We start from the raw sequence: 20,325 nt of genomic DNA on the forward strand, positions 1-20,325 counted from the left end.
CCCACAGCCACGCGTTCCACCGCGCCCTGCGCGGACGGACCCAGCGCGGTAGGGGCACCTTCTGGACCTGGCGCGAGCAGATGTACGACGTGGCGGCGCGCCTCGAGCCCGACTCCTACTACGCGCTGGCCCGGGCGACCTACCGCGAGCTGGTCGCTGCCGGCTACACGAGCGTGGGGGAGTTCCACTACGTGCACCACCGCCCCGACGGGACGCCGTACGACGACCCCCACGCGATGGGCAGGGTCCTCCAGCAGGCCGCTGACGACGCCGGCATCCGGATCGCGCTGCTCGACGCCTGCTACCTCAGCAGCGGCTTCGGGGCGGCGCCGCAGGGCGTGCAGGTGCGCTACAGCGACGGTACGGCCCAGCGCTGGGCCGAGCGGGCCGCCGCGGGTCCGGCCGCGATCCACTCCGTGCGCGCGGTGCCGCGCGACCAGCTCCACGTCTTCCGGGACCGGGCGCCGCTGCACGTGCACCTCTCGGAGCAGGTCGCCGAGAACGACGCCTGCCTGGCGGCGTACGGCGTGACGCCGACCCGGCTGCTGCACGAGGAGGGCCTCCTCGGGCCGGGCACCACGGTCGTGCACGCCACCCACCTCACCGACGACGACGTCGCCCTCCTCGGCGTCGGCGGCACCAACGTCTGCATCACCCCCACCACCGAGCGCGACCTGGCCGACGGCATCGGGCCCGCGCGTCGGTTGGCCGACGCCGGGTGCCGGCTGAGCATCGGCAGCGACAGCCACGCGGTCGTCGACCCGTTCGAGGAGCTGCGTGCCCTCGAGCTCGACGAGCGGCTGGCCACGCAGCGACGCGGCCACTGGAGTGCCGCCGAGCTGCTGGGGATCGGGACGGCCCACGACGTGATCGGCATCGACCGCACCGGCAGGATCGCGGTCGGGCAGCGGGCCGACCTCGTCACGATCGACACCCGCACGCCGCGCACCGCCGGCACCGGCGCGGACGAGCACACGGCGGTCTTCGCCGCGACAGCGGCGGACGTCACCCACGTCGTCGTGGGCGGCGACGTCGCCTACACCAGCGACGACGACGAGCAGATCGGGCGCGAGCTCGAGGAAGCGATCGGAGCACTGTGGCCAGCACCCTGATCACCGGCATCGCCGAGCTGACGACGTGGGACGACGAACGTCCCTCCATCACCGACGCCGCTCTCGTCGTCGAGGGCCGCATCGTCGCCTGGGTCGGCAGCGCAGTCGAGGCGCCCTCGGTCGACTCGGTCGACGCGGTGGTCCACGTCGCCGGTCGCGCGGTGGTCCCGGGCTTCGTCGACTCCCACTCGCACCTGGTCTTCGCGGGAGACCGGGCCGCGGAGTTCGAGGCCCGGATGAGCGGCACGCCGTACGCCGCCGGGGGGATCCGGACGACGGTCGCGGCGACCCGCGCCGCCACCGACGAGCAGCTCACCGCCCACGTCGGGCGCCTGGTCTCCGAGATGCAGCGCCAGGGCACGACGACCGTCGAGATCAAGAGCGGCTACGGCCTGAGCGTCCGCGACGAGGCGCGCAGCCTGGCCGTCGCCCGCCAGTTCACCGACGAGACGACCTTCCTCGGCGCCCACGTCGTGCCCGCCGGCCCCGACGGCGGGGCCGGCGACCCCACGGCGTACGTCGACCTCGTCACCGGGCCGATGCTCGACGCGGCGGCACCGCACGCCCGGTGGATCGACGTGTTCTGCGAGAGTGGGGCCTTCGACGCCGACCAGGCCCGGACCATCCTCGCCGCCGGAGCCCGTCACGGGCTGCGCGGACGCCTGCACGCCAACCAGCTCGGCCCGGGACCCGGCGTCCGCCTCGCCGCCGAGCTCGGCCTCGTCGCGGTCGACCACTGCACCTACCTCGACGACGCCGACGTCGACGCGCTGGCCGACTCCGGCACCGTCGCGACCCTGTTGCCGGGGGTGGAGTTCTCCACGCGCCAGCCCTACCCGGACGCCCGTCGGCTCCTCGACGCCGGCGTGAGCGTGGCGCTGGCCAGCGACTGCAACCCGGGCTCGTGCTTCACCAGCAGCATCCCCTTCTGCCTGGCTCTGGCCGTGCGGGAGATGGGGATGACGCCGGCCGAGGCGCTGTGGGCGGCCACCGCCGGGGGCGCCGCGGCCCTTGACCGCACCGACGTCGGACGTCTCACGCCCGGCGCCGCGGCTGACCTGGTGGTCCTCGACGCGCCCGACCACCGCCACCTCGCCTACCGCCCCGGGGTGCCCCTTGTCACCGCCGTGTGGCGCGCCGGCCGTCCTGTGTGATCCGCCGTGTGACCACCACCACCCTCATCTGAGGTAGCACCCGACCCGACTAGGGCAAAGCGCCGATGTGCCGGCCTACCTCAGTCGGCGAGCCTCTTCTCAGTGGCCGGTGACGGGCCGGTCCTGAGGTAGAGGAGCCCCACGATGTTGAACTTCGATCGGATGATCGTCCAGGCCGAGATGGACTACCGCGGCGAGAAGCTGCGCCGCAGCGTCAGCCCCAAGCGTCGCAACCGCTTCGCCGAGCACCACCACCACTCCTTCCCCGGCGCGCCCGAGGTCGTCAAGCGCGCTCGATGAGCGGGAGTGCACGAGAATGGGCCCTGTGGCCATCCAGTCCAGCACCACGATGGTGGGACGTGACGCCGAGCTGACGGAGCTTGCTTCGTCGCTCGGCGTTCGTCCGTCCCGTCCCGCGGATGACCTCAGCGACGTCCTGCTCGCCGGTGACGCCGGCGTCGGCAAGACCCGGCTCCTGCGCGCGCTGCGCGACCTCGCCAAGGACGACGGCTGGCAGGTCTTCGCCGGCCACTGTCTCGACTTCGGCGACTCCGCCCTGCCCTACCTCCCGTTCTCCGAGGTGCTCGGTCGGCTGGCCACCGAGCTTCCCGACGTGGTCACCGAGGTCGCCGGCCGGCACCCGGCCCTCACCCGCCTCCAGCCCGTACGGCGGGTGATGGGCGACTCCGACCAGGTCGACGCCGAGTCCTCGGCCCTCGACCGCGCCGACCTCTTCCGCGCCGTGGCGGCCGTCCTCGAGGCGGCCGCCTCGCGTGCCCCGCTGCTCCTCGTCATCGAGGACACCCACTGGGCCGACCAGTCCACGCGCGACATGCTCAGCTTTCTCCTCTCCCGCATCGAGGCGGCCGGCTTCGCGATCGTCGCCTCCTACCGTTCCGACGACCTGCACCGCCGTCACCCGCTGCGGCGCCAGGTCGCCGAGTGGTCGCGGCTGCGTGGGGTCGACCGGGTCTCGCTCAACCCGCTGCCCGACGAGGCCGTACGCCAGCTCGTCGCCGAGCTCATCCCCGAGGGCCTCCCCGAGGCCGAGGTCGCCGACGTCGTGGCCCGTGCCGAGGGCAACGCGTTCTTCGTCGAGGAGCTCACCAGCGCCGCCGCCGACCCCGGCAGCTTCGTGCCGGCCGACCTGGCCGACGTACTCCTCGTGCGCCTCGACCGGCTCGACGACCACGCCCGGCAAGTGGTCCGTACGGCGAGCGCGAGCGGTCGGCGGGTCACCCACGACCTGCTCGAGGCGACCGCCGACCTCGGCGGCGAGGCCCTCGACGAGGGACTGCGCGGCGCCGTCGAGATGAACGTTCTCGTCCCGGAGCGCGACGGCTACGCCTTCCGCCACGCCCTGCTGGGCGAGGCGGTCTACGACGACCTGCTGCCCGGCGAGCGGGCCCGGCTGCACGCCCGCTACGTCGACGCCCTGCGAAGCGGCGCGGCCGGCGGCACCGCGGCCGAGCTTGCCCGCCACGCCCGGTTGGCGATGGACAAGACGACGGCCCTGACCGCCAGCGTGCGCGCCGGCAACGAGGCGAGCGCCGTCGGTGGTCACGACGAGGCGGCCTACCACTACCAGCAGGCGTTGGAGCTGATGAGTGGCCGCTCGGGTCTCGCGAGCGACGACCTCGGCGACCACGGGATCGACCGCTCCAAGCTCGTCGTGACGACCGCCGACGCACTGTCCGCCAGCGGCGACCCGGAGCGGGCCGCGGCCGTCATCGCCGAGCAGCTCGCGCTCCTGCCGCCCGAAGCCTCCGACACCTGGCGTGCGCGGATGCTCAGCGCCCAGGCCGCGGTCCTCTACATCATCGAGTCCGACGAGGACGTCGTCGCCCTGTCCGCCCGGGCCGTCTCGCTCGCGCCGACCGGGGAGAGCGGCCTGCGGGCTCGGGTCCTGGCCAACCACGCCAAGATCCTGGCGGCCTTCGGTCGTCTCGAGGACGCCCAGACCTTCGGGATGGACGCCCTCGAGCTGGCCGAGCGGCTCGACCTCCACGAGCTCGCCTCCGACGCCATCACCACCCTGAGCGGCCTCAAGAAGGCCGGCCCCAAGGAGGGTCTGCGCGCCGCCCTCGAGGAGGCGGTCGCCCGCGCGGCCGAGTCCGACGCGATCCACGCCGAGCTGCGCGGCCGGTTCCTGCTCGGCCGCTCCTACGAGGACTGGGGCGAGTTCGACGAGGCCGAGCAGTGGTTCGCCAGCGGCATCGAGCGCGCCGAGGCGGCGGGGCTGCCCTGGGCGCCGTACGGCTTCGAGTCGCGCTGGCAGCTCTCCTGGATCCACCTCGTGCGCGGGGAGTGGGAGCGCGCGCTGGCGCTCTTCGTCGTCGAGGGGCCGTTCCCGCCGCCGATCCCGCGGGCCATGCTGACCTCGATGCGGCTCCAGATCCTCCAGCACCGCGGTGAGGACGTCGGGTCGCGGGTCGCGGGCCTGCGCCCCTTCTGGCGTCGCGAGGGCGCGGTGGCCATCCATGCCGCCTCGCTCGAGATGGTCGCCGCCGGTCGCCGGGACGACCCGCAGGCCGCGATCAGGTCCTACGACGACGCGGTCGCGGTGCTGGGCCGGATCTGGCACGAGTGGTTCAGCGCCCGGATCCGCCTGGCCGCGGTGGCCGTCGGCGTCGTCGCCGACACCCTTGCCCGCCTCAGTGCGGCCGAGCGCGAGGCCGTCGTGCGCGACCACGTCGAGCGTCTGCACACCGACGGCCAGCTGGTCCGGGAGCGCTACGCCGATCCGTCCGGCCACTGGGGTCCCGAGGGTCGGGCCTGGGCCCAGCGGCTCGAGGCCGAGACCCTGCGAGCCCGATGGCTCGCCGGTGTCGACGCCCCGTCGCTCGACGCCCTGGTCGCGGTCTGGCGCGAGACCGAGCAGCGGTACGTCGAGTTCGGGCACGTCCACGAGCTGGCGTCCGTGCGGGTGCGGCTGGCCGCCATCCTGCGCGCCGGCGGTGACGTCGCGGGGGCGCGCGTCGTCGGTGACCAGGCCCGCGAGGTCGCCCGACGCCTCGCCGCTCAGCCGCTCCTCGACGAGCTGGTCCGGCAGGGCTCGACGCCCGAGGACCGCGCCGAGGCCAGGAGCGTCGCGCTGACCGCCCGCGAGCGCGAGATCCTCGCCCACGTCGCCGAGGGCCGGACCAACGGCGAGATCGCCAAGCTGCTGTTCATCAGCACCAAGACGGTCAGCGTCCACGTCTCCAACATCCTCGGCAAGCTCGAGGCGAGCGGTCGCACCGAGGCCGCCGCGATCGCGCGCCGCCGCGGCCTGCTCTGAGCCCGATCCGCGGCCGGGGTTGGCCGGTCGTCGGCCGGGGTAGACGGTCCCCATGTCCGTCGAGACCACGCCGCTGCGCGGCAACGAGGCCGGTGAGGGCTGGCACCTGCGTCCGCGCCGGCGCCAGCTCTTCGCGGCGATGACCGTCCTGGGCGGCGTGGGCCTGCTGGTCCTTGCCGGGCTGGCGGTGACGCAGGACGTGTGGTGGTGGGCCGTGCCGGCGGGCATGGCGGGGGTGGCCCTCTCCCTCGCGCCGTTCGAGCGTCCGACTCCGGAGCCCCCGCGGATGTTCGAGACCCCCGGCGTCCACGGGCTGCTGCTGCCCACGCACCCGACGAAGGCGACGTACACGATCCTGTTCGGGATCGCCGCGCTGATGCTGGTCGTCACCCCGGCGTGGGCGGTCGCGACGGGGCGCGGGGAGCCGCTCGACGGCGTCGGCGACTGGGCCGGTGCCCTCGTCGGGGTCGTCGTGCTGGGATCCCTCACCGTGCTCCTGGTGCTCGCGACCGTCGCCGGGGTGCGATCGCGCCGGGCGCCGCATCGCGGCGTCCTGCTCACCGTCGACGCGGTCGTGCTGCGCACCCAGCTGCGCCCGGTCACGATCCCCTGGGAGGCCGTGCGGGGCTTCCGCCCGCACTGGCGGCGGCTCCGTGGCTACCGCGACCACTTCAACTCCTGGGAGGACCCGATCCGCAACTGGCTCAGCGTCGAGGCCGAGGCCGAGCGCGTCGCGGGGGACACGCCGATCCGCGCCTTCGCGAGGGTCGACGAGCCGACCTTCGACGCCGCCTCGCTCGCCCTGGAGCCGCGGCTCGCGCTCGAGGTGTGCCGCTTCTACCTGACCGACGCCGGCGCCCGGGAGGAGCTGGGCACCGATGCCGCCCTCGCCCGCGTGGCTTCGATCGAGAGGTCCCTGCCGGCCGTGGGCTGAGCGCCGACCACGAGCTGACCGCGGTGTCATGCCGCGTCGGGCAGGAGGTCGACTGTCTCGGCGATCGTCTCGAAGACGTCGCAGTAGTCCGGGTAGTCCTCCCGCGCCGCGGAGCACGTCAACGTGAGCCCGACCCCCTGCGCCAGCCACGCCCACTGGTCGCACAGCACGTCCGCCGTACCGACCCGGTGTGCGAAGCGCCGGTAGGCGACGTCGTGGCCCAGCAGGTCGAACTCGTCGTCGTCCTCCAGCTCGAAGTCCACCAGCAGGTCGGCCAGCTCGCCCATCGCCCGCTCGCGCCAGGCGGTGAGGTCCTCGCCGTCGTCGACCCGGGAGTAGCGCAGGACCAGGTCGGGCGACACGCCGCTGGCGGGCAGCCGGGTGGCTCGCGCCGCGACGAGGACGCCGTGGTCGGGATCGGAGCGCCGTCGCCAGGTCGGCGGTACGGCGATGCCGAGCTGGCGTCCGGCGGGGGAGGGCGGGGCGGGTCGTCGTGCGGGAGCGGTGTCGTGAGTCATGGCGGCACCCTGCTCATCGGCCGCACCGCGCCAAACCAGCACGTCGCCGGCCTGTGGATGGCCCCGTGGATCGACTGCAGCGTCCGTGCGCCGCTCACCCGGTTGGCGGTGGTGGCGACGGTCCCTGACGAAATGGCCCTTGATCGGGCCCCCGAGGGGCCATTTCGTCAGGGACCATCTCCCGGGTGGAGGCTAGCGATCGAACGCAAGCCGTACGTCGGTCTCGGTCAGGCCGTAGTCGGCGAGCGCGTAGCGGTGCGACGGCGCCTTGCCACCCTGCTTGGACTCCCGGTCGATCTCGGCGACGGCCGCCTCCGCCTCGGCGCCGAAGTCGAGCTCGAACTGCTCGTAGACGCCGCGCACGACGCCCATCGGGTCGGCCACCAGGTCGGCGAAGGCGACGTCGGCGAACTGGGCGTCGTCGTACGCCGGTCGCGCGTCGTGGTAGGCGTGGAAGGCCCGTGACCACAGGTCGAGCTGGGTGGAGCCGACCACGTCGGGCGTGTACGTCGTCGAGTGCCCGATGGTCGTCTCGGCTGACAGCGAGCACGACGAGGCGATGCAGACGGCGGGGTCGCGGTGGGTGTAGACGACCAGCGCGTCCGGGTAGACCGACATCAGCGCGTCCAGCGCGGTCATGTGGGACGGGTTCTTGAGGACCCAGCGCTTCTCGGGGTCGTTGAGTCCGACGAGCTGGAGGTTCTGCTTGTGGCGGGCGTAGGCGTCGGTCCAGTCCTGAGTCTGCAACCACGCGGTGTAGCGCGGGATGTGGGCCAGCGACTCGTAGGAGTTGGACTTGCCGGTCTGGCGCAGCAGCCGCCAGCACTCCTCGACGGTGGTGGCATCCATGTAGTGGATCCCCATGAAGTCGGGGCTCTCGACGTGGTGGGCCGAGAACGCCTGCTGCATCGCGGTGAAGATCGGGTCGTCCTCCCACGTCTCCCGCGGCGGACGCGGCTGGGGGAACTGCGTCAGCCACATCTCCAGCCCCTGCGCCGTCGGGTCGGCGTGCAGCAGCCGGTGGAGCGCGGTGGTGCCGGTGCGGGGCAGTCCCATCACGAAGATCGGCCGCTCGATCGGTACGTCGACGTGGCCGGGGTGCTCGTCGAAGCGTGCCTGCGTGAGCAGTCGCCCGACCAGCGCGCCCTTCACCTCGGAGCGCTGGAAGTAGTTGCCGAGCGGCGTCAGCCCGGCCTCGGGCGAGGCGAGGTCCTCGGCGAGCAGTCGCAGCCCGGCCTCCTGCTCGGTGCCCGGCTCCCACCCGAAGTCGCTGAGCCCGGTGGTGCGCTGCGCCGCGGCCACGATGTCGTCGTAGGACCCGACGTCGGGGCGGGTGCGGGCCATGATGTTGTCGGTCATGGGGTGGGGGTGCCGGACGCCGTCGAGATCCCACAATTGTGGAGTTGTGGCAGGTTTTGCGCGCCGCAACGTGTCCAAACGGCACAATTGTGCTGTTCTGACAGCACCTCACACCCGCCGCGGACGTCAGTCATGGAACTCGCCGCAGTCGACCGTGAGCATCTGCCCGGTCACCGCCGAGGCGAGGTCGGTGGCGAGGAACAGCGTCGCGCGGGCGACCTCCTCCGACGACGCCAACCGCTTGAGGTCGGTCGGCGCGGCCTTGTCGGCGTACACCTCCTCGTGGGTCTTGCTCTCGACCGCGGCGAGGAAGTCGAAGTAGCCGCGGTTGACCTCCTCGTAGATGTAGGACGGCGCGACGCTGTTGACGCGGATCCCGCGCGGCCCGAGCTCGGTGGCCAGCGAGGAAGCGAGGTGCGAGAGCGTGCCCTTGGACAGCTTGTAGCCGGCGTACTCGGGCTGCGAGGAGAACTGCACGCACGAGTTCAGCATGATGATCGAGCCCTTCGACTCGGCGAGCGCGTCGGCGAAGAGCGCCGAGAGGCGCAGCGGGGCGAAGACGTTCGTCTCGTTGACCTTGGCCAGCTTCTTCGGGTCGATCTGGGTGATCGGGTCCATCGGCGGGATCGCGAAGGCGTTGTTGATGACGCAGTCGACGCGACCGAACGCCTCGAGGGACTTGCTCACCAGGTTGGCGCGCGACTCCTCGTCGGTCACGTCGGTGACCACGCTGACGACGCGGACGCTGTGGGCCTTGACCTCCTCGGCGACCTCGTCGAGCCGCGAGGCGGTGCGACTCGCGATCACCAGGTCGGCGCCCATCTTGGCGGCCTCCTCGGCGAGCGAGCGCCCGAGCCCGGGGCCGATGCCGGAGATCACCACGACCTTGCCGGCCAGGACCGGCGCGGGGCGGTAGCGCTCCTCGATCGAGGTGTCATGGGCTGCTGCCAGTCCGAGCTCGCTCAACTGATCATCCTTCGGGCCACGGAGCGCTGCCGAGCGGCGATCCGCGCGGCGTACTCCTCGGTGGTGAGTGGTGTGGTGTGCGGGAGGTGCTGGGGTACGTCGGCCAGCGCGACGACCTGGATGGTCGGCCCGTCGGCGTCCTGGGTGAGGTCGCGGCTCAGCTGCTGCCAGCGCAGCATCATCGAGCCCGTGCGGTGCCCGGTGGTCTCGAGCCAGTTGGCGACCGGCTTGCCGTCGTACGGCGGGGTCTCGGCGACCACGAAGCGGATGACGCCGTCGGGGTCGGTCTCGGCCTGGGCCTTGGTCAGCGAGGTCTGGTGGGTCTCGTAGTCGGTGGAGGCGTACCAGTCCGAGCCGATCTGCGCGGCCTGGTAGGTGCAGTCGTCGCAGCGGGGGACCGAGACGATCATCGCCTGGTCCTCGGTCAGCTCGTAGTGGCCGATCGACGAGCGCTGGGAGGCGAGGCCGCCGGGCGTGGACTGCGGGGGGGTGAGGGTGTTGACCGGCTCCTTGTACTGGAACCACTTCGGGAACTCGAACCACGTCAGGATCGAGCCCGTCAGCGACCGCGCGGCGACCTCGTACTTCTTGGTCAGCGTCTCCCGCGTCAGGGCCCTGGCCGGCTGGTCGACGGTGTCGGGGCGCTCGATGGTGATCGTGCCGCGCTCCTCGGTGTCCCAGTCGCAGAAGACCTCGCGCACGATCAGGGTCTTGGCGCCGGGCTCCGCGGTGTAGGTGAACTCGAAGGTGCCGTCCTCGGCGACCTCGAGCTCTCGGTCGTCGAAGGCCATCAGCGAGGTCGCCGCGGAGTCGGCCGAGTAGGCACCGCCCATGACCTGGAAGGACAGGTCGGCGCTGGTGCCCCGTCGTCCACGGATCACGTAGGTGACGCCCTCGCGCAGGTTGGCGTGGAAGTAGATCGCGTCCGGGTTGTCCAGGCCCTGCCGGGAGAACTGGTGGGTGGGGTTGATGAAGATCGGCCGGTCGAGGTCGTAGTCGAAGGCGGTCTGCATCGCCATCCGGATCCGGCCGGCGAGATAGTCGTAGCCCTCGAGCCGGTCGGCGTCGGTGCGGATGAAGGGGGCGTTGGCGATCAGCTCCTCCGCCTCGGCGATCGCGTCCTGCAGCGGCTTGGTGAGGTCGAGGGACTCAGACATCGCGCTCCTCCGGGTGCCCAAACGGCACAATTGTGGAGTTGTGACGCGGTCGGGCGGCGAAAACGTGTCCAAACGGCACAATTGTGCGATCTGGACACACCCAGACGCGCTCCGCCCTCATCCGTTCACCTTGCTGATGATCGAGTCGGCGTACCCGTTGAGGGCGTCGATCTTCTTCTCGATCGGCTCGGTGTCGGGGCCCATGATGTAGGGCACCCGGAAGCCGACGATGCAGTCGGTGACGCCCTTGTCCTCGAGCCGCTTGATGCCGTCGACGGTGTAGGCGTCGTAGGAGATGACGTGCACCTCGAAGTCGTCGCGGGTGTCGCCCTCCTCTCGGCGGATCTCGGCGAGCCGCGTCAGCAGCCGGTCGAGCTCCTCGCCGTCGCCGCCGGCGTGCATCCACCCGTCGCCCTTGCGTACGGCGCGCCGCAGCGCGGCGTCCGCGTGACCGCCGACCAGCAGGGGGATCGGCTCGGTGGCCCCGGGGCACTGCTTGAGCTCGTCGACCTCGTAGAACTCGCCGGAGTACTGGAAGTACTCGCCGGTCGTGAGGCCCTTGAGGATGTCCATGCACTCGTCCATCCGCTTCCCGCGTCGCGCCCAGTCGACGCCGAGCGCGTCGAAGTCCTCCGGCCACGGCGAGAGCCCGACCCCGAGGCCGAGGCGGTTGCCGGAGAGGAAGGCCAGGGACGAGGCCTGCTTGGCCATCAGCACCGGCGGTCGGATCGGGAGCTTGACCACGAACGGCGTCAGCCGCAGCGTGGTGGTCTGTGCGAAGAGGTGGGCGCAGAGGATCATCGCCTCGATGAACTCCTTGCCGTCGAGGAAGGCCCGGTCCCCGGTGTCGGTGTAGGGGTACTTCGAGTCCGACTCCTTGGGGTAGATCAGGCTGTCGGCCACGGTCATCGACGTGTAGCCCGCGGCCTCGGCCGCCTGGGCCAGGGGTGCGTAGTACGTCGCCTGCGTCATCGCCTCGGCGTAGGAGAACCTCATTGACTGCCCTTCCGGTTATGGAGCCAGTCGAAATATAGAACGTGTTCCAGTTTTGTGCCAGAGTTCACGGTGTGGACCTCCAGGAGATCAGCGACCGTCTCGAGATCGCCGACGTGATCACGCGCTACACACGCGCGATCGACACCGGCGACTGGGACAAGCTCGACACCGTCTTCACCCCCGACGCCGACATCGACTACACCGAGTCCGGGGGGATCCACGCCGGGTTCGGCGAGGTCAAGCCGTGGCTGGCCGAGATGCTGCCCGCCTTCTTCCCGAAGCGGATGCACACGATCGGACAGGTCGAGGTGCTGTTCCACCGGGACGAGGAGCAGGACGCCGCGAGCGTGACGGCCTACTTCGACAACCCGATGCCGATGGACGACGGCAGCGGTGGCACCAAGATCGTGGAGCTGGGTGGGATGTACCACCACGAGATGACCCGCACCGACGCCGGCTGGCGCAGCCGCAGGCTGCACGAGCAGGTCGTCTGGAAGCGAGGGCTGTAGGTCGTGCCCACCGAGATGTCGCCCGAGGAGCTCGCGAAGCGCAGGAAGGCGCTCGCCAGTCCGATGACCGCGAGGATCATCAAGTACGGCGCCAGGGCCCAGGTGAAGGTCTTCCGTCTGACCAACGGCCGGGTCGGCAACAAGTGGCGGATCGGCGCGGGCTGGAAGAACCCGGTGCCGACGCTGCTGCTGGACCACGTCGGCCGCAAGTCCGGCACCGTCTTCACCACCCCGCTCCTCTACCTCGAGCACGGGGACGACCTGGTCCTGGTGGGCTCCCAGGGTGGGCTTCCGAAGGACCCGCAGTGGGTGGCCAACCTGCGCGCCACGCCCGACACGACCGTGCACCTCAGGGGCGGACGCCGCGACGTCCGCGCCCATGTCGCCGACCCCGAGGAGCGGGCGCGGCTCTGGCCGCTGCTGGTGGACCTGTATGCCGACTTCGAGACCTACCAGGCCACCACCGACCGCGTGATCCCCGTGGTGGTGCTGGCTCCCCGCTGACCTGCGCCGACACCCACGGGGCCGGGGTACGGCGCCGTGCGGGTCGGATCCCGCGCGGACGCGTTTGGCTCGCTTGGTCCTGGCAGCGACAATGAAGCCGTGATCAGCGACAAGCTTCAGCGAGCGCCCAGCGATGGAGCGCGGGAGGACCACCCCATCCTGGCGGGCCTCGTCGCGCTGGTCGCCGTCGTCGCGGTGGTGGCCGGAGTGGTCGGCGGAGGCGCCGTGCTGGCCAGCCGTGCGCTGGGTCTCTCGGAGGACGGTGCGATCGACACGGGTTCCTCGGAGCAGCAGACGCTGTTCCTGCCCGAACCGTCGGAGACCGCCGAGACCACCGCGCCGTACATCACGCTGCCGCCTCAGCCCGAGGGCACCGAGACGGCCGAGCCGGAGAAGGACAAGTTCACCAAGTCCCCCGAGCCGCTCGAGCTGATCACCCTCAGCGCGGCCCAGTCGGCGGTGCAGCCCATGGAGCCGATCGACCTGACCGGTGACTACGCGGCCGGCGAGGGAGCGATCCTGCGGGTCCAGCAGTTCGAGAACGGCGGCTGGACCGACTTCCCGGTGACCGCACCGGTCAGCGGCGGAGGCTTCTCGACGTTCATCCAGGCGGGTGCGATCGGGCTCAACCGCTTCCGGATGATCGACACCGACACCGGCGAGACCTCCAACGAGGTCAAGGTCCAGATCGGCTGACCGCGCTCGCGTCGCGCGGTCAGCCGAAGCGCTCACCCGCTACCGGGCGGTCGCGGGACCCGACCGTCAGTCGGGCACGTAGTCGAACGTGTCCGGGTTGGGCCCCTGGCGGCCCTCCTCGCCCCGGTCGAGCCCGGCGATCTCGGCGATCTCGTCGGTGGTGAGCTCGAAGTCGAAGATGTCGAAGTTCTCGGCCATCCGCTCGGGGCTCATCGACTTGGGGAAGACGATGTCACCGCGGTCGACGTGCCAGCGCAGGGTGACCTGGGCCGGCGTCTTGTCGTGGGCGGCGGCGATCCGGCCGATGGTCTCGTCCCCGAGGACGTTGCCCTGCGCGATCGGTGACCAGGCCTCGACCTCGATGCCGTGGCGCAGCGACGCGCCACGGACGTCGTCGTTGATGAAGTAGGGGTGCACCTCGATCTGGTTGACCGCGGGGACCACGCCGGTCTCGGCGACGATGCGGTCCAGGTGCGAGGCCTGGAAGTTGGACACCCCGATCGAGCGGGCACGGCCGTCGGCCACGAACTCGGCCATCGTCCTCCACGTCTCGACGTACTGGTCCGCGTCGACGGCCGACAGCGGCCAGTGGATGAGGAACAGGTCGATCTGCTCGAGGCCCAGCTTGGCCAGCGTCTCGTCGAAGGCGCGGCGCGCGTCGTCGGGTGCGTGGTTGCTGTTGTTGAGCTTGCTCGTGACGTAGTAGTCCTCACGCGCGAGGCCCGAGGAGGCCAGGGCCACCCCCACCTCCTGCTCGTTGCCGTACATCTGTGCCGTGTCGATGTGCCGGTAGCCGACCTCGAGGGCCTTGGTGACCGTGTCGGCCGTCTGCTCGGGCGGCACCTGGAAGACCCCGAAGCCGAGCTGCGGGATGGTGGTCTGGTTGTTGAGCTCGATGCTCGGGACGGCGGTGGTCGTAGGCATGCCTCGACACAACCACGCGCGATCGGCCGACCCAACCATCTCTGCGGGGGAAATGGCGTGGCAAGCATCACCCCAGCTCGACCCGGGCCGCCCGAGGCTCACCCCAACCCGCACGACTCCTGGGCGAAGCGGATCGCGGCGCTGCTGCCGGCGGGGGTCATCCGGAGCAGCACTTCGCCGGGCTCTCCGTCGAGGGTGAAGCGGACCCGGAACGCTGTCGCGTTGCCACCCTCCATGAAGGCGTGGTCGTCGCACCGCGTCGGCTTGAGCGGCAGCTCGACCCGTCGTACGGCGTCGCCCGAGGCGACCGTGGTGGCTGGGGTCCATCCGGACGGGTCGTTGGCGGAGCCGAGCAGATGCGACCCGTTGACGCCGTCGATCGTCACCTCGTGACGCGCCGCCTCCGCGGTGCCCCGTCGCGGCTCGACCAGCAGGGTCAGGGTGCCCGTCGCGCCGGCACCCGGACGGTCCACCGGCACCCGGTCGTCCCACGAGAGGGTCACGGCCTCGGCCAGGGCCAGCTCCTGGCAGCGCGTGGTGAGGAAGCGCCCGATCGCGTCGGTCTCGTCGTCCACCGGCACGCGCACGGTCCCGCGCCGATGCTCCACGGTGACGAACGAGGTGCTCTGCTCGCGGGGGCGGGTGCAGTCGGGTCGCGACGGCAGGGGGAAGGGGTAGCCGCGTCGGCTCTGCGAGGGGTCCACCCGCAGGTTGCCGCCGGTCAGGGGTCGCGCCAGTCGTGGATCGCGGAAGCGCACGCTGGTCGGGTCGAGGTCGCGGATCGTGTCGTTGACCACCACCACCTGGAACTGGCCGCGCGCGACGTCGAGGGACGACTGCTGCATGAAGGCGGTCACCTCGCCGCTGGGCGGGGCGGAGACGACGGGGAGGGCGGGGATCGTGCGCAGGGTGGGCGAGGGGCTGTCCGGGCTCCTCGGCGCCCCCGTCGTGAGGGCGTCGGTGGCGTCGTCCTCGCGCGTGCAGCCGGACGCGACGAGGGCGCAGGCCAGGAGGGCGACCGCGGCGACCCGGCGCAGGCTCACCGGAGCCAGCCCGCGACCAGACGCGCCGTGCGCTCGAGCTGCGAGGGGTCGATGACCGACGGCGTGTCGCCGGGGGAGTGGTAGCCGGCGTACGGCGTGCTCCCGAGCCGGGCTCCGGGAAGGCCGTCGCGCACGAAGGACCAGTGGTCGCTGGAGCGCTGGAAGGGATCGATCTGGGTCGGGACCCCGATCTTCTCGGCCACCGCCTGCAGCTCGTCGGTGAGCGCGTTCGGCTCGGCGGGGGTGCCGACGGGGACGACGCCGCCGACGCCGACCCGGTCGAGGGAGACCATGGCCTCCAGGGAGCGCCGCTGCGCCCCTGACAGCGAGGCCACGTAGGCCCGGGAGCCGTAGTGGTGGTCGTCGTCGTTCGGTCCGCGGGGCTCCTCCGAGCCGAACGCCACGAGCACGACGGGCAGGCGCGTACGGCGTCCGGCCGCGGCCTCGGCGATCGCCAGCATCGTGGCGATGCCGGAGGCGTTGTCCTCGGCGCCGGGAGCGCCCGGCACCGTGTCGAGGTGGGCGCCGACCACGACGTACGGCTCGCCGTCTCGGACGTCGCCCCGGGTCGCGATCAGGTTGACCGAGGGTCCGGCCGCGACGGGCTGGCCGTCGAAGCTGCCGGCCGGGGTGGGGAACCGTTGTCGTGCCACCGTCCAGCCGAAGTCGGTCAGCTGCCCCTCCACGTAGTCGGCTGCGCGGAAGTAGGCCCTGGTGTGTCCCGGCCGCGGGCCGATCTCGCCGGCCAGGACCCCGACCGCGTCGAGTGCGGTGTCGAGGTCGACGTCGGAGGGGCCCAGACGGGGCCGGCGGGGCTCCGGGTCAGGGGTCGGGGTCGAGGTCGAGCTGGGGGTGGGGGCCGACGTCGCGGTCGGGCTCGACGCGCCGCTCGAGGCCGATGGCTGCGCCTCGGGCGTGCCGGGCGGCTCGGGGTCGGAGCAGGCGGACGCCACCAGCACGAGCGGTACGGCGATCGCGAGCGGCAGGCGCATGGGTCGATGATCCCCCACGACACCAGCCGAGGCCGCGTGCAGCGTCAGGTGCCGACGAGCGTGTCCTGCAGCGCCAGGTCGACCATCAGGTCGGCGTGCGCGGTCGCGGAGTCGATCACGGGCAGGGGTGCCTGGTCGGGGGAGACCAGGAGCCCGATCTCGGTGCAGGCCAGGACCGTGGCGTCGGCGCCGCGTGCCGCGAGGTCACGCATCACGTCCACGTAGGCCGCCCGGGACGTCTCGAGGAAGCGGCCCTGGGTGATCTCGTCGAAGACGACCCGGTCGACCAGCTCGCGCCCGGCCGCGTCGGGCACGACGACCGAGATGCCGTGCTCGGCGAGCCGGTCGGCGTAGAACGTCTCCTCCATCACCCACCGGGCGCCGAGCAGGCCGAGGGTCGTCCACCCCTCCCGCCGGGCCACGGCGGCGACGGCGTCGGCGATGTGCACCGCGCGCACGCTCAGCGCGGCCTCGAGGGCGGGGAAGTTCTTGTGCATCAGGTTGGTGCACAGGGCGACGAGGTCGGCGCCTCCGGCCTCGCAGCGCCGGGCTGCGTCGGCGAGCATGGCCGCCGACCCGGCCCAGTCGCCGCGCACCTGGCAGTCACGCACCTCGGCGAAGTTGAGCGACTGCAGCGAGATCCGGGCGGAGGCGTGGCCGCCGAGACGAGACGCCACCTGTTCGTTGATGCGCCGGTAGTAGGCCTCCGTGGAGTGCCACGACATCCCGCCGATGAGTCCGATCGTCAACATGTCCACCAGCGTCGTCGCGGCGCGGCATCCAAGGAACACCCGACCTCGTAGGGCGACCCATAAGCAGGACTTTGGTCATACTGGGTGCATGAGCCTCGACCCGCGTCGCGTCCTGATCTTCCGCGACGTCGCCCGGGCCGGGTCGATCAGCGCCGCAGCGCGGGAGCTGGGCTGGACCCAGCCGGCCGTCAGCCAGCACCTCGGCCGGCTCGAGCGCGACGCCGGCGGCCCGCTCCTGCTGCGCGGGCCGAGTGGGGTGAGCCTCACCGACGCCGGCCGGGCCCTGCTGCACCGAGCCGACGCGATCGCGGCCGAGCTGCACCTCGCCGAGGAGGAGCAGGCCGCCTTCGCCCAGCTGCGGGGTGGGCGGGTCCGGCTCGTCGCCTTCCCCTCGGCGGCGGCGACCCTGGTGCCCGACGCGATCGGTGCCCTGGCCGAGCGCCACCCGGAGGTCAGTGTCGGCCTCGACGAGGCCGAGCCCCCCGAGGCGATGGCCGCGCTGCTCGCGGGTGACGCCGACCTCGCCGTCGTCTTCGGGTACGACGGTCGGCCGGCCGGCCTGGGCGCGCTGACGTGGCGCCCCCTGACCGACGAGGCCGTCGGGCTCGTCGTACCCAGCGGGTCGACGCCGCCCTCCGGCCTGGACGACCTGGCCGAGGCGGAGTGGATCGGCGGCTGCGTGCGGTGCCGCACCCACCTGGTCGAGTGCTGCGAGCGAGCGGGGTTCATGCCGCGGCTGCGGCACACCACCGACGACTACGTCGTCGTGCAGAACCTCGTCGCTCGCGGACTGGGCGTGACGATGCTGCCCGCGTCGGCGCTGGCCGCCTACCGGCATCCCGACGTGCAGGTCGTCGACCTGCCGGGCCTCGGGCGACGCCACCTGGGGCTCGTCCACCGCCCCGGCGCCGAGGTCGTCCCGGCGACCGCCGCCCTGATGGCCGAGCTCGTCGCGGTGGTGGATCCCGCAGCTGCGAGCACGTCACCGCCGCGACCCGCCGCGACAATCCACGGCTGGAGGCGATCGCGGCGCTAGCGTCGTCCTCTCGACCTGTGAGCACCGACGGTGCCTGACTCTCGCTGCCTGACTCTCGCTGCCTCTCCACTCGACACGCAAGGAGCCGACTGTGCGTCGCTGGGCCGGCCCGCCGCCGCTGCTCATCGCGGTGACCGTGCTCGGCATCCTCGTGGCCCCGGCCGTGAGTCACGCCGACGCCGGACCGCCCGCGATCGAGCAGGCCGTGCTGGCCGGTGCCGAGCCGGGTCCGACCTCGACGCCCACGCCCTCGACGACGCCCGCGACGACGCCCGCGACGACGCCTGGACGCTCGGGCGGGGCCTCGACCCGCGACCCGGCTCCCGACACGGAGTCGGACGTCGAGCCCGAGGAGGACTCCCAGCCGGGGTCCGACGCGACCACGGGCGCCGCGCCCGGGTCCCGGCCCACGGTCCCGCCGATCACGCCCCAGAAGATCGGCGTGGCCAGCTTCAACCAGTACGTCCAGCTCAGTGGCGCCGCCGGCCTCGACGACGCGCGCGCCCTCACCTCGCGCGACGGGGTCGACGTCGTCGGCTGGCAGGAGGGCTTCGTCGCCGGACCGATCTACCAGGCGCTGGCCGAGGACGGGTGGGCCACCAGGCGCTACGTGCGCGCCAGGGGCTCGCGTGAGCTGGCCGTCTCCTGGCGCAAGGACCGGTTCGCGTTCGTCGGCTCGGCCCTGCACAAGCTGGCCGACGGCGTCGCCGAGGGTGATGGCCGCTACCCGTTCGGCACCCGGTACGCCTTGCGCGTCACACTGCGCGACCGCGCCACCGGCGAGCAGCTCTCGGTGATCAACACCCACCTGCCGCAGCGCATCGAGGACCTCGAGGTCCCCGGCACCTGGCGGACCACGAAGAACGCGCTGCGCGCGGCCCGTCAGCTGGACCGCCTCGCCGAGATCTGGGAGCGGGCGCCGGGTCGCTGGGTGGTCGGCACGGGGGACTACAACATCGCGGCGCTGGCCGACCAGCGCGCCCGCAACTCCGGCGGGGTGGTGGCGGCCTACGCCGGCGTCGCGCGCTCGTCGTACTCGCTGCTCGGGTTCGAGGGACTGCAGCCCACCCACCCCTACAGCGGGCGCTTCATCGACTACGTCCACGTGGCCCAGCCGGCGCTGAAGAAGGGGCGGATCGAGGTCCTCGGCCAGCGCACCCCGGGTGGGCTGAGCAGCGACCACCGCCCGCTCGTGGTCCGGCTCAAGCTCTCCTGACGCCTGTCCTACAGTCGGAGGCGACGGCCACCGTCGACGTCCGCCCGCCGGGTTTCCGCCTCTACCCGGGCGCCGAGCGGCTGCCGGACGACCAGGGCTCGTCCCGCGCCGGCGCCGCCCGGTGATGCGGTCGGGCCTCGTCGGGAACATTCGCAGGCACCCCTCCGTTGAGCCTGACAGAGACTTGAGTTGAACCCACTCAACTTCTTTGCCAGACTTCCTGGCAGCAGCTGATCTAGCAGTTCTCGATCCAGCGTTCACCAGCGCCCGCGACCCGGGCCGATCACGGAGGTAACACAACATGGCACGAGCTGTCGGCATCGATCTCGGTACGACGAACAGCGTCGTCGCGGTCCTCGAAGGTGGCGAGCCCACGGTCATCGCCAACGCCGAGGGTGCGCGCACCACCCCGTCCGTCGTCGCGTTCGCGAAGTCCGGCGAGGTCCTCGTCGGCGAGGTCGCCAAGCGTCAGGCGGTCACCAACGTCGACCGCACCATCCGCTCCGTCAAGCGCCACATGGGCACCGACTGGAAGCAGACGGTCGACGAGAAGGACTTCACCCCCCAGCAGATCTCCGCGTTCGTGCTGCAGAAGCTCAAGCGCGACGCCGAGGCCTACCTCGGAGAGCCCGTCACCGACGCGGTCATCACCGTGCCGGCGTACTTCTCCGACTCCCAGCGCCAGGCCACCAAGGAGGCCGGTGAGATCGCCGGCCTCAACGTGAGCCGGATCGTCAACGAGCCGACCGCGGCCGCGCTGGCCTACGGCCTGGACAAGGGCGACGACCAGACGATCCTCGTCTTCGACCTCGGCGGCGGCACGTTCGACGTGTCCCTGCTCGAGATCGGTGAGGGCGTCGTCGAGGTCAAGGCCACCTCCGGTGACAACGAGCTCGGTGGTGACGACTGGGACAACAAGGTCGTCGAGTGGATGGTCAAGACGTTCAAGGCCAACAACGGCGTCGACCTGGCGGCCGACAAGATCGCCAAGCAGCGCCTCCAGGAGGCCGCGGAGAAGGCGAAGATCGAGCTGTCCTCCTCCAGCGACACCACGATCCACCTGCCCTACATCACCCACGGCGAGTCCGGCCCGCTGCACTTCGAGGAGCGGCTGACCCGCGCGGAGTTCCAGAAGCTCACCGCCGACCTGCTCGAGCGCACCAAGGCCCCCTTCCAG

Annotated in this window: 20 protein-coding genes; 11 read left to right on the forward strand and 9 right to left on the reverse strand. The window is 72.0% G+C overall.

Features of this window, described 5'->3' with window-relative positions:
- The 5 genes from Q1K33_RS12615 to Q1K33_RS12635 all read left to right on the forward strand — a co-directional run.
- Positions 1 to 1,112, forward strand: a 1,112-nt coding sequence (locus tag Q1K33_RS12615) for a formimidoylglutamate deiminase (protein ID WP_300404455.1), incomplete at its 5' end; no start/stop codon positions are given.
- The gene (gene hutI, locus Q1K33_RS12620) at positions 1,109 to 2,266 is read left to right on the forward strand and encodes an imidazolonepropionase (protein ID WP_300404493.1); all 1,158 of its coding nucleotides are present in this window, start codon (positions 1,109 to 1,111) and stop codon (positions 2,264 to 2,266) included. The genes Q1K33_RS12615 and hutI, both read left to right, overlap by 4 nt.
- A gap of 144 nt (positions 2,267 to 2,410) precedes the next feature.
- On the forward strand, positions 2,411 to 2,566 hold the full coding sequence (locus Q1K33_RS12625) for a hypothetical protein (RefSeq protein ID WP_300404457.1): 156 nt from the start codon (positions 2,411 to 2,413) through the stop codon (positions 2,564 to 2,566).
- A gap of 25 nt (positions 2,567 to 2,591) precedes the next feature.
- Positions 2,592 to 5,546: an AAA family ATPase gene (locus Q1K33_RS12630; protein ID WP_300404459.1), complete on the forward strand. Its 2,955-nt coding sequence runs from the start codon at positions 2,592 to 2,594 to the stop codon at positions 5,544 to 5,546.
- 52 nt (positions 5,547 to 5,598) lie between these two features.
- On the forward strand, positions 5,599 to 6,480 hold the full coding sequence (locus tag Q1K33_RS12635; protein ID WP_300404461.1) for a hypothetical protein: 882 nt from the start codon (positions 5,599 to 5,601) through the stop codon (positions 6,478 to 6,480).
- A gap of 26 nt (positions 6,481 to 6,506) precedes the next feature.
- Here Q1K33_RS12635 and Q1K33_RS12640 read toward each other — a convergent pair whose 3' ends face one another.
- The 5 genes from Q1K33_RS12640 to Q1K33_RS12660 all read right to left on the reverse strand — a co-directional run bounded on the left by Q1K33_RS12640 (position 6,507) and on the right by Q1K33_RS12660 (position 11,476).
- Positions 6,507 to 6,998: a hypothetical protein gene (locus Q1K33_RS12640; RefSeq protein ID WP_300404463.1), complete on the reverse strand. Its 492-nt coding sequence runs from the start codon at positions 6,996 to 6,998 to the stop codon at positions 6,507 to 6,509.
- Positions 6,999 to 7,190: 192 nt separating this feature from the next.
- Positions 7,191 to 8,357, reverse strand: a complete 1,167-nt coding sequence (locus Q1K33_RS12645) for a sulfotransferase (protein ID WP_300404465.1) — start codon at positions 8,355 to 8,357, stop codon at positions 7,191 to 7,193.
- Positions 8,358 to 8,483: 126 nt separating this feature from the next.
- Entirely contained in the window at positions 8,484 to 9,323 is an 840-nt protein-coding gene (locus tag Q1K33_RS12650; protein ID WP_300404467.1) for an SDR family oxidoreductase, read from the reverse strand.
- Positions 9,320 to 10,480 (reverse strand): hypothetical protein, encoded by a 1,161-nt coding sequence (locus Q1K33_RS12655; protein WP_300404469.1) that lies wholly within the window; start codon positions 10,478 to 10,480, stop codon positions 9,320 to 9,322. The genes Q1K33_RS12650 and Q1K33_RS12655 overlap by 4 nt, the downstream gene beginning before the upstream one ends.
- A gap of 117 nt (positions 10,481 to 10,597) precedes the next feature.
- Positions 10,598 to 11,476: a TIGR03619 family F420-dependent LLM class oxidoreductase gene (locus Q1K33_RS12660; protein ID WP_300404471.1), complete on the reverse strand. Its 879-nt coding sequence runs from the start codon at positions 11,474 to 11,476 to the stop codon at positions 10,598 to 10,600.
- Positions 11,477 to 11,547: 71 nt separating this feature from the next.
- On the opposite strand from Q1K33_RS12660, the gene Q1K33_RS12665 reads away from it, so the two are divergent.
- The 3 genes from Q1K33_RS12665 (at position 11,548) to Q1K33_RS12675 (ending at position 13,185) form a co-directional block, all read left to right on the forward strand.
- Positions 11,548 to 11,985 carry a nuclear transport factor 2 family protein gene (locus tag Q1K33_RS12665; RefSeq protein ID WP_300404473.1) on the forward strand — a complete coding sequence of 146 codons (438 nt, stop codon included), beginning with the start codon at positions 11,548 to 11,550 and terminating at the stop codon, positions 11,983 to 11,985.
- Positions 11,986 to 11,988: 3 nt separating this feature from the next.
- The gene (locus Q1K33_RS12670) at positions 11,989 to 12,489 is read left to right on the forward strand and encodes a nitroreductase/quinone reductase family protein (protein WP_300404475.1); all 501 of its coding nucleotides are present in this window, start codon (positions 11,989 to 11,991) and stop codon (positions 12,487 to 12,489) included.
- A gap of 99 nt (positions 12,490 to 12,588) precedes the next feature.
- Positions 12,589 to 13,185 (forward strand): hypothetical protein, encoded by a 597-nt coding sequence (locus Q1K33_RS12675; protein WP_300404477.1) that lies wholly within the window; start codon positions 12,589 to 12,591, stop codon positions 13,183 to 13,185.
- 66 nt (positions 13,186 to 13,251) lie between these two features.
- Here the strand turns inward: Q1K33_RS12675 and Q1K33_RS12680 are convergent, their stop codons facing one another.
- From Q1K33_RS12680 to Q1K33_RS12695, 4 genes are all read right to left on the reverse strand, one after another.
- Positions 13,252 to 14,109 carry an aldo/keto reductase gene (locus tag Q1K33_RS12680; protein WP_300404479.1) on the reverse strand — a complete coding sequence of 286 codons (858 nt, stop codon included), beginning with the start codon at positions 14,107 to 14,109 and terminating at the stop codon, positions 13,252 to 13,254.
- A gap of 98 nt (positions 14,110 to 14,207) precedes the next feature.
- Positions 14,208 to 15,152, reverse strand: a complete 945-nt coding sequence (locus tag Q1K33_RS12685; protein ID WP_300404481.1) for a hypothetical protein — start codon at positions 15,150 to 15,152, stop codon at positions 14,208 to 14,210.
- Positions 15,149 to 16,144: a M28 family metallopeptidase gene (locus Q1K33_RS12690; RefSeq protein WP_300404483.1), complete on the reverse strand. Its 996-nt coding sequence runs from the start codon at positions 16,142 to 16,144 to the stop codon at positions 15,149 to 15,151. The genes Q1K33_RS12685 and Q1K33_RS12690 overlap by 4 nt, the downstream gene beginning before the upstream one ends.
- A gap of 44 nt (positions 16,145 to 16,188) precedes the next feature.
- The gene (locus Q1K33_RS12695) at positions 16,189 to 16,896 is read right to left on the reverse strand and encodes an amino acid racemase (RefSeq protein WP_300404485.1); all 708 of its coding nucleotides are present in this window, start codon (positions 16,894 to 16,896) and stop codon (positions 16,189 to 16,191) included.
- Positions 16,897 to 16,984: 88 nt separating this feature from the next.
- Here Q1K33_RS12695 and Q1K33_RS12700 point away from each other — a divergent pair, with 88 nt between their 5' ends.
- The 3 genes from Q1K33_RS12700 to Q1K33_RS12710 all read left to right on the forward strand — a co-directional run.
- On the forward strand, positions 16,985 to 17,932 hold the full coding sequence (locus Q1K33_RS12700) for a LysR family transcriptional regulator (RefSeq protein WP_300404487.1): 948 nt from the start codon (positions 16,985 to 16,987) through the stop codon (positions 17,930 to 17,932).
- 91 nt (positions 17,933 to 18,023) lie between these two features.
- Positions 18,024 to 19,148 (forward strand): hypothetical protein, encoded by a 1,125-nt coding sequence (locus Q1K33_RS12705; protein ID WP_300404489.1) that lies wholly within the window; start codon positions 18,024 to 18,026, stop codon positions 19,146 to 19,148.
- A gap of 301 nt (positions 19,149 to 19,449) precedes the next feature.
- Positions 19,450 to 20,325 (forward strand): Hsp70 family protein (locus Q1K33_RS12710; RefSeq protein WP_300404491.1); only part of this gene is annotated, 876 nt, incomplete at its 3' end.

This window comes from Nocardioides sp. (assembly GCF_029937575.1).
GTDB lineage: Bacteria > Actinomycetota > Actinomycetes > Propionibacteriales > Nocardioidaceae > Nocardioides.

What these genes read in the sequence shown, in the direction of transcription:
- Q1K33_RS12625 (WP_300404457.1), top strand. Translation starts at nt 2,411, where the DNA reads ATGTTGAACTTCGATCGGATGATCGTCCAGGCCGAGATGGACTACCGC.
- Q1K33_RS12635 (WP_300404461.1), top strand. Translation starts at nt 5,599, where the DNA reads ATGTCCGTCGAGACCACGCCGCTGCGCGGCAACGAGGCCGGTGAGGGC.
- Q1K33_RS12640 (WP_300404463.1), bottom strand. Translation starts at nt 6,998, where the DNA reads ATGACTCACGACACCGCTCCCGCACGACGACCCGCCCCGCCCTCCCCC.
- Q1K33_RS12645 (WP_300404465.1), bottom strand. Translation starts at nt 8,357, where the DNA reads ATGACCGACAACATCATGGCCCGCACCCGCCCCGACGTCGGGTCCTAC.
- Q1K33_RS12655 (WP_300404469.1), bottom strand. Translation starts at nt 10,480, where the DNA reads ATGTCTGAGTCCCTCGACCTCACCAAGCCGCTGCAGGACGCGATCGCC.
- Q1K33_RS12660 (WP_300404471.1), bottom strand. Translation starts at nt 11,476, where the DNA reads ATGAGGTTCTCCTACGCCGAGGCGATGACGCAGGCGACGTACTACGCA.
- Q1K33_RS12680 (WP_300404479.1), bottom strand. Translation starts at nt 14,109, where the DNA reads ATGCCTACGACCACCGCCGTCCCGAGCATCGAGCTCAACAACCAGACC.
- Q1K33_RS12690 (WP_300404483.1), bottom strand. Translation starts at nt 16,144, where the DNA reads ATGCGCCTGCCGCTCGCGATCGCCGTACCGCTCGTGCTGGTGGCGTCC.
- Q1K33_RS12695 (WP_300404485.1), bottom strand. Translation starts at nt 16,896, where the DNA reads ATGTTGACGATCGGACTCATCGGCGGGATGTCGTGGCACTCCACGGAG.
- Q1K33_RS12700 (WP_300404487.1), top strand. Translation starts at nt 16,985, where the DNA reads ATGAGCCTCGACCCGCGTCGCGTCCTGATCTTCCGCGACGTCGCCCGG.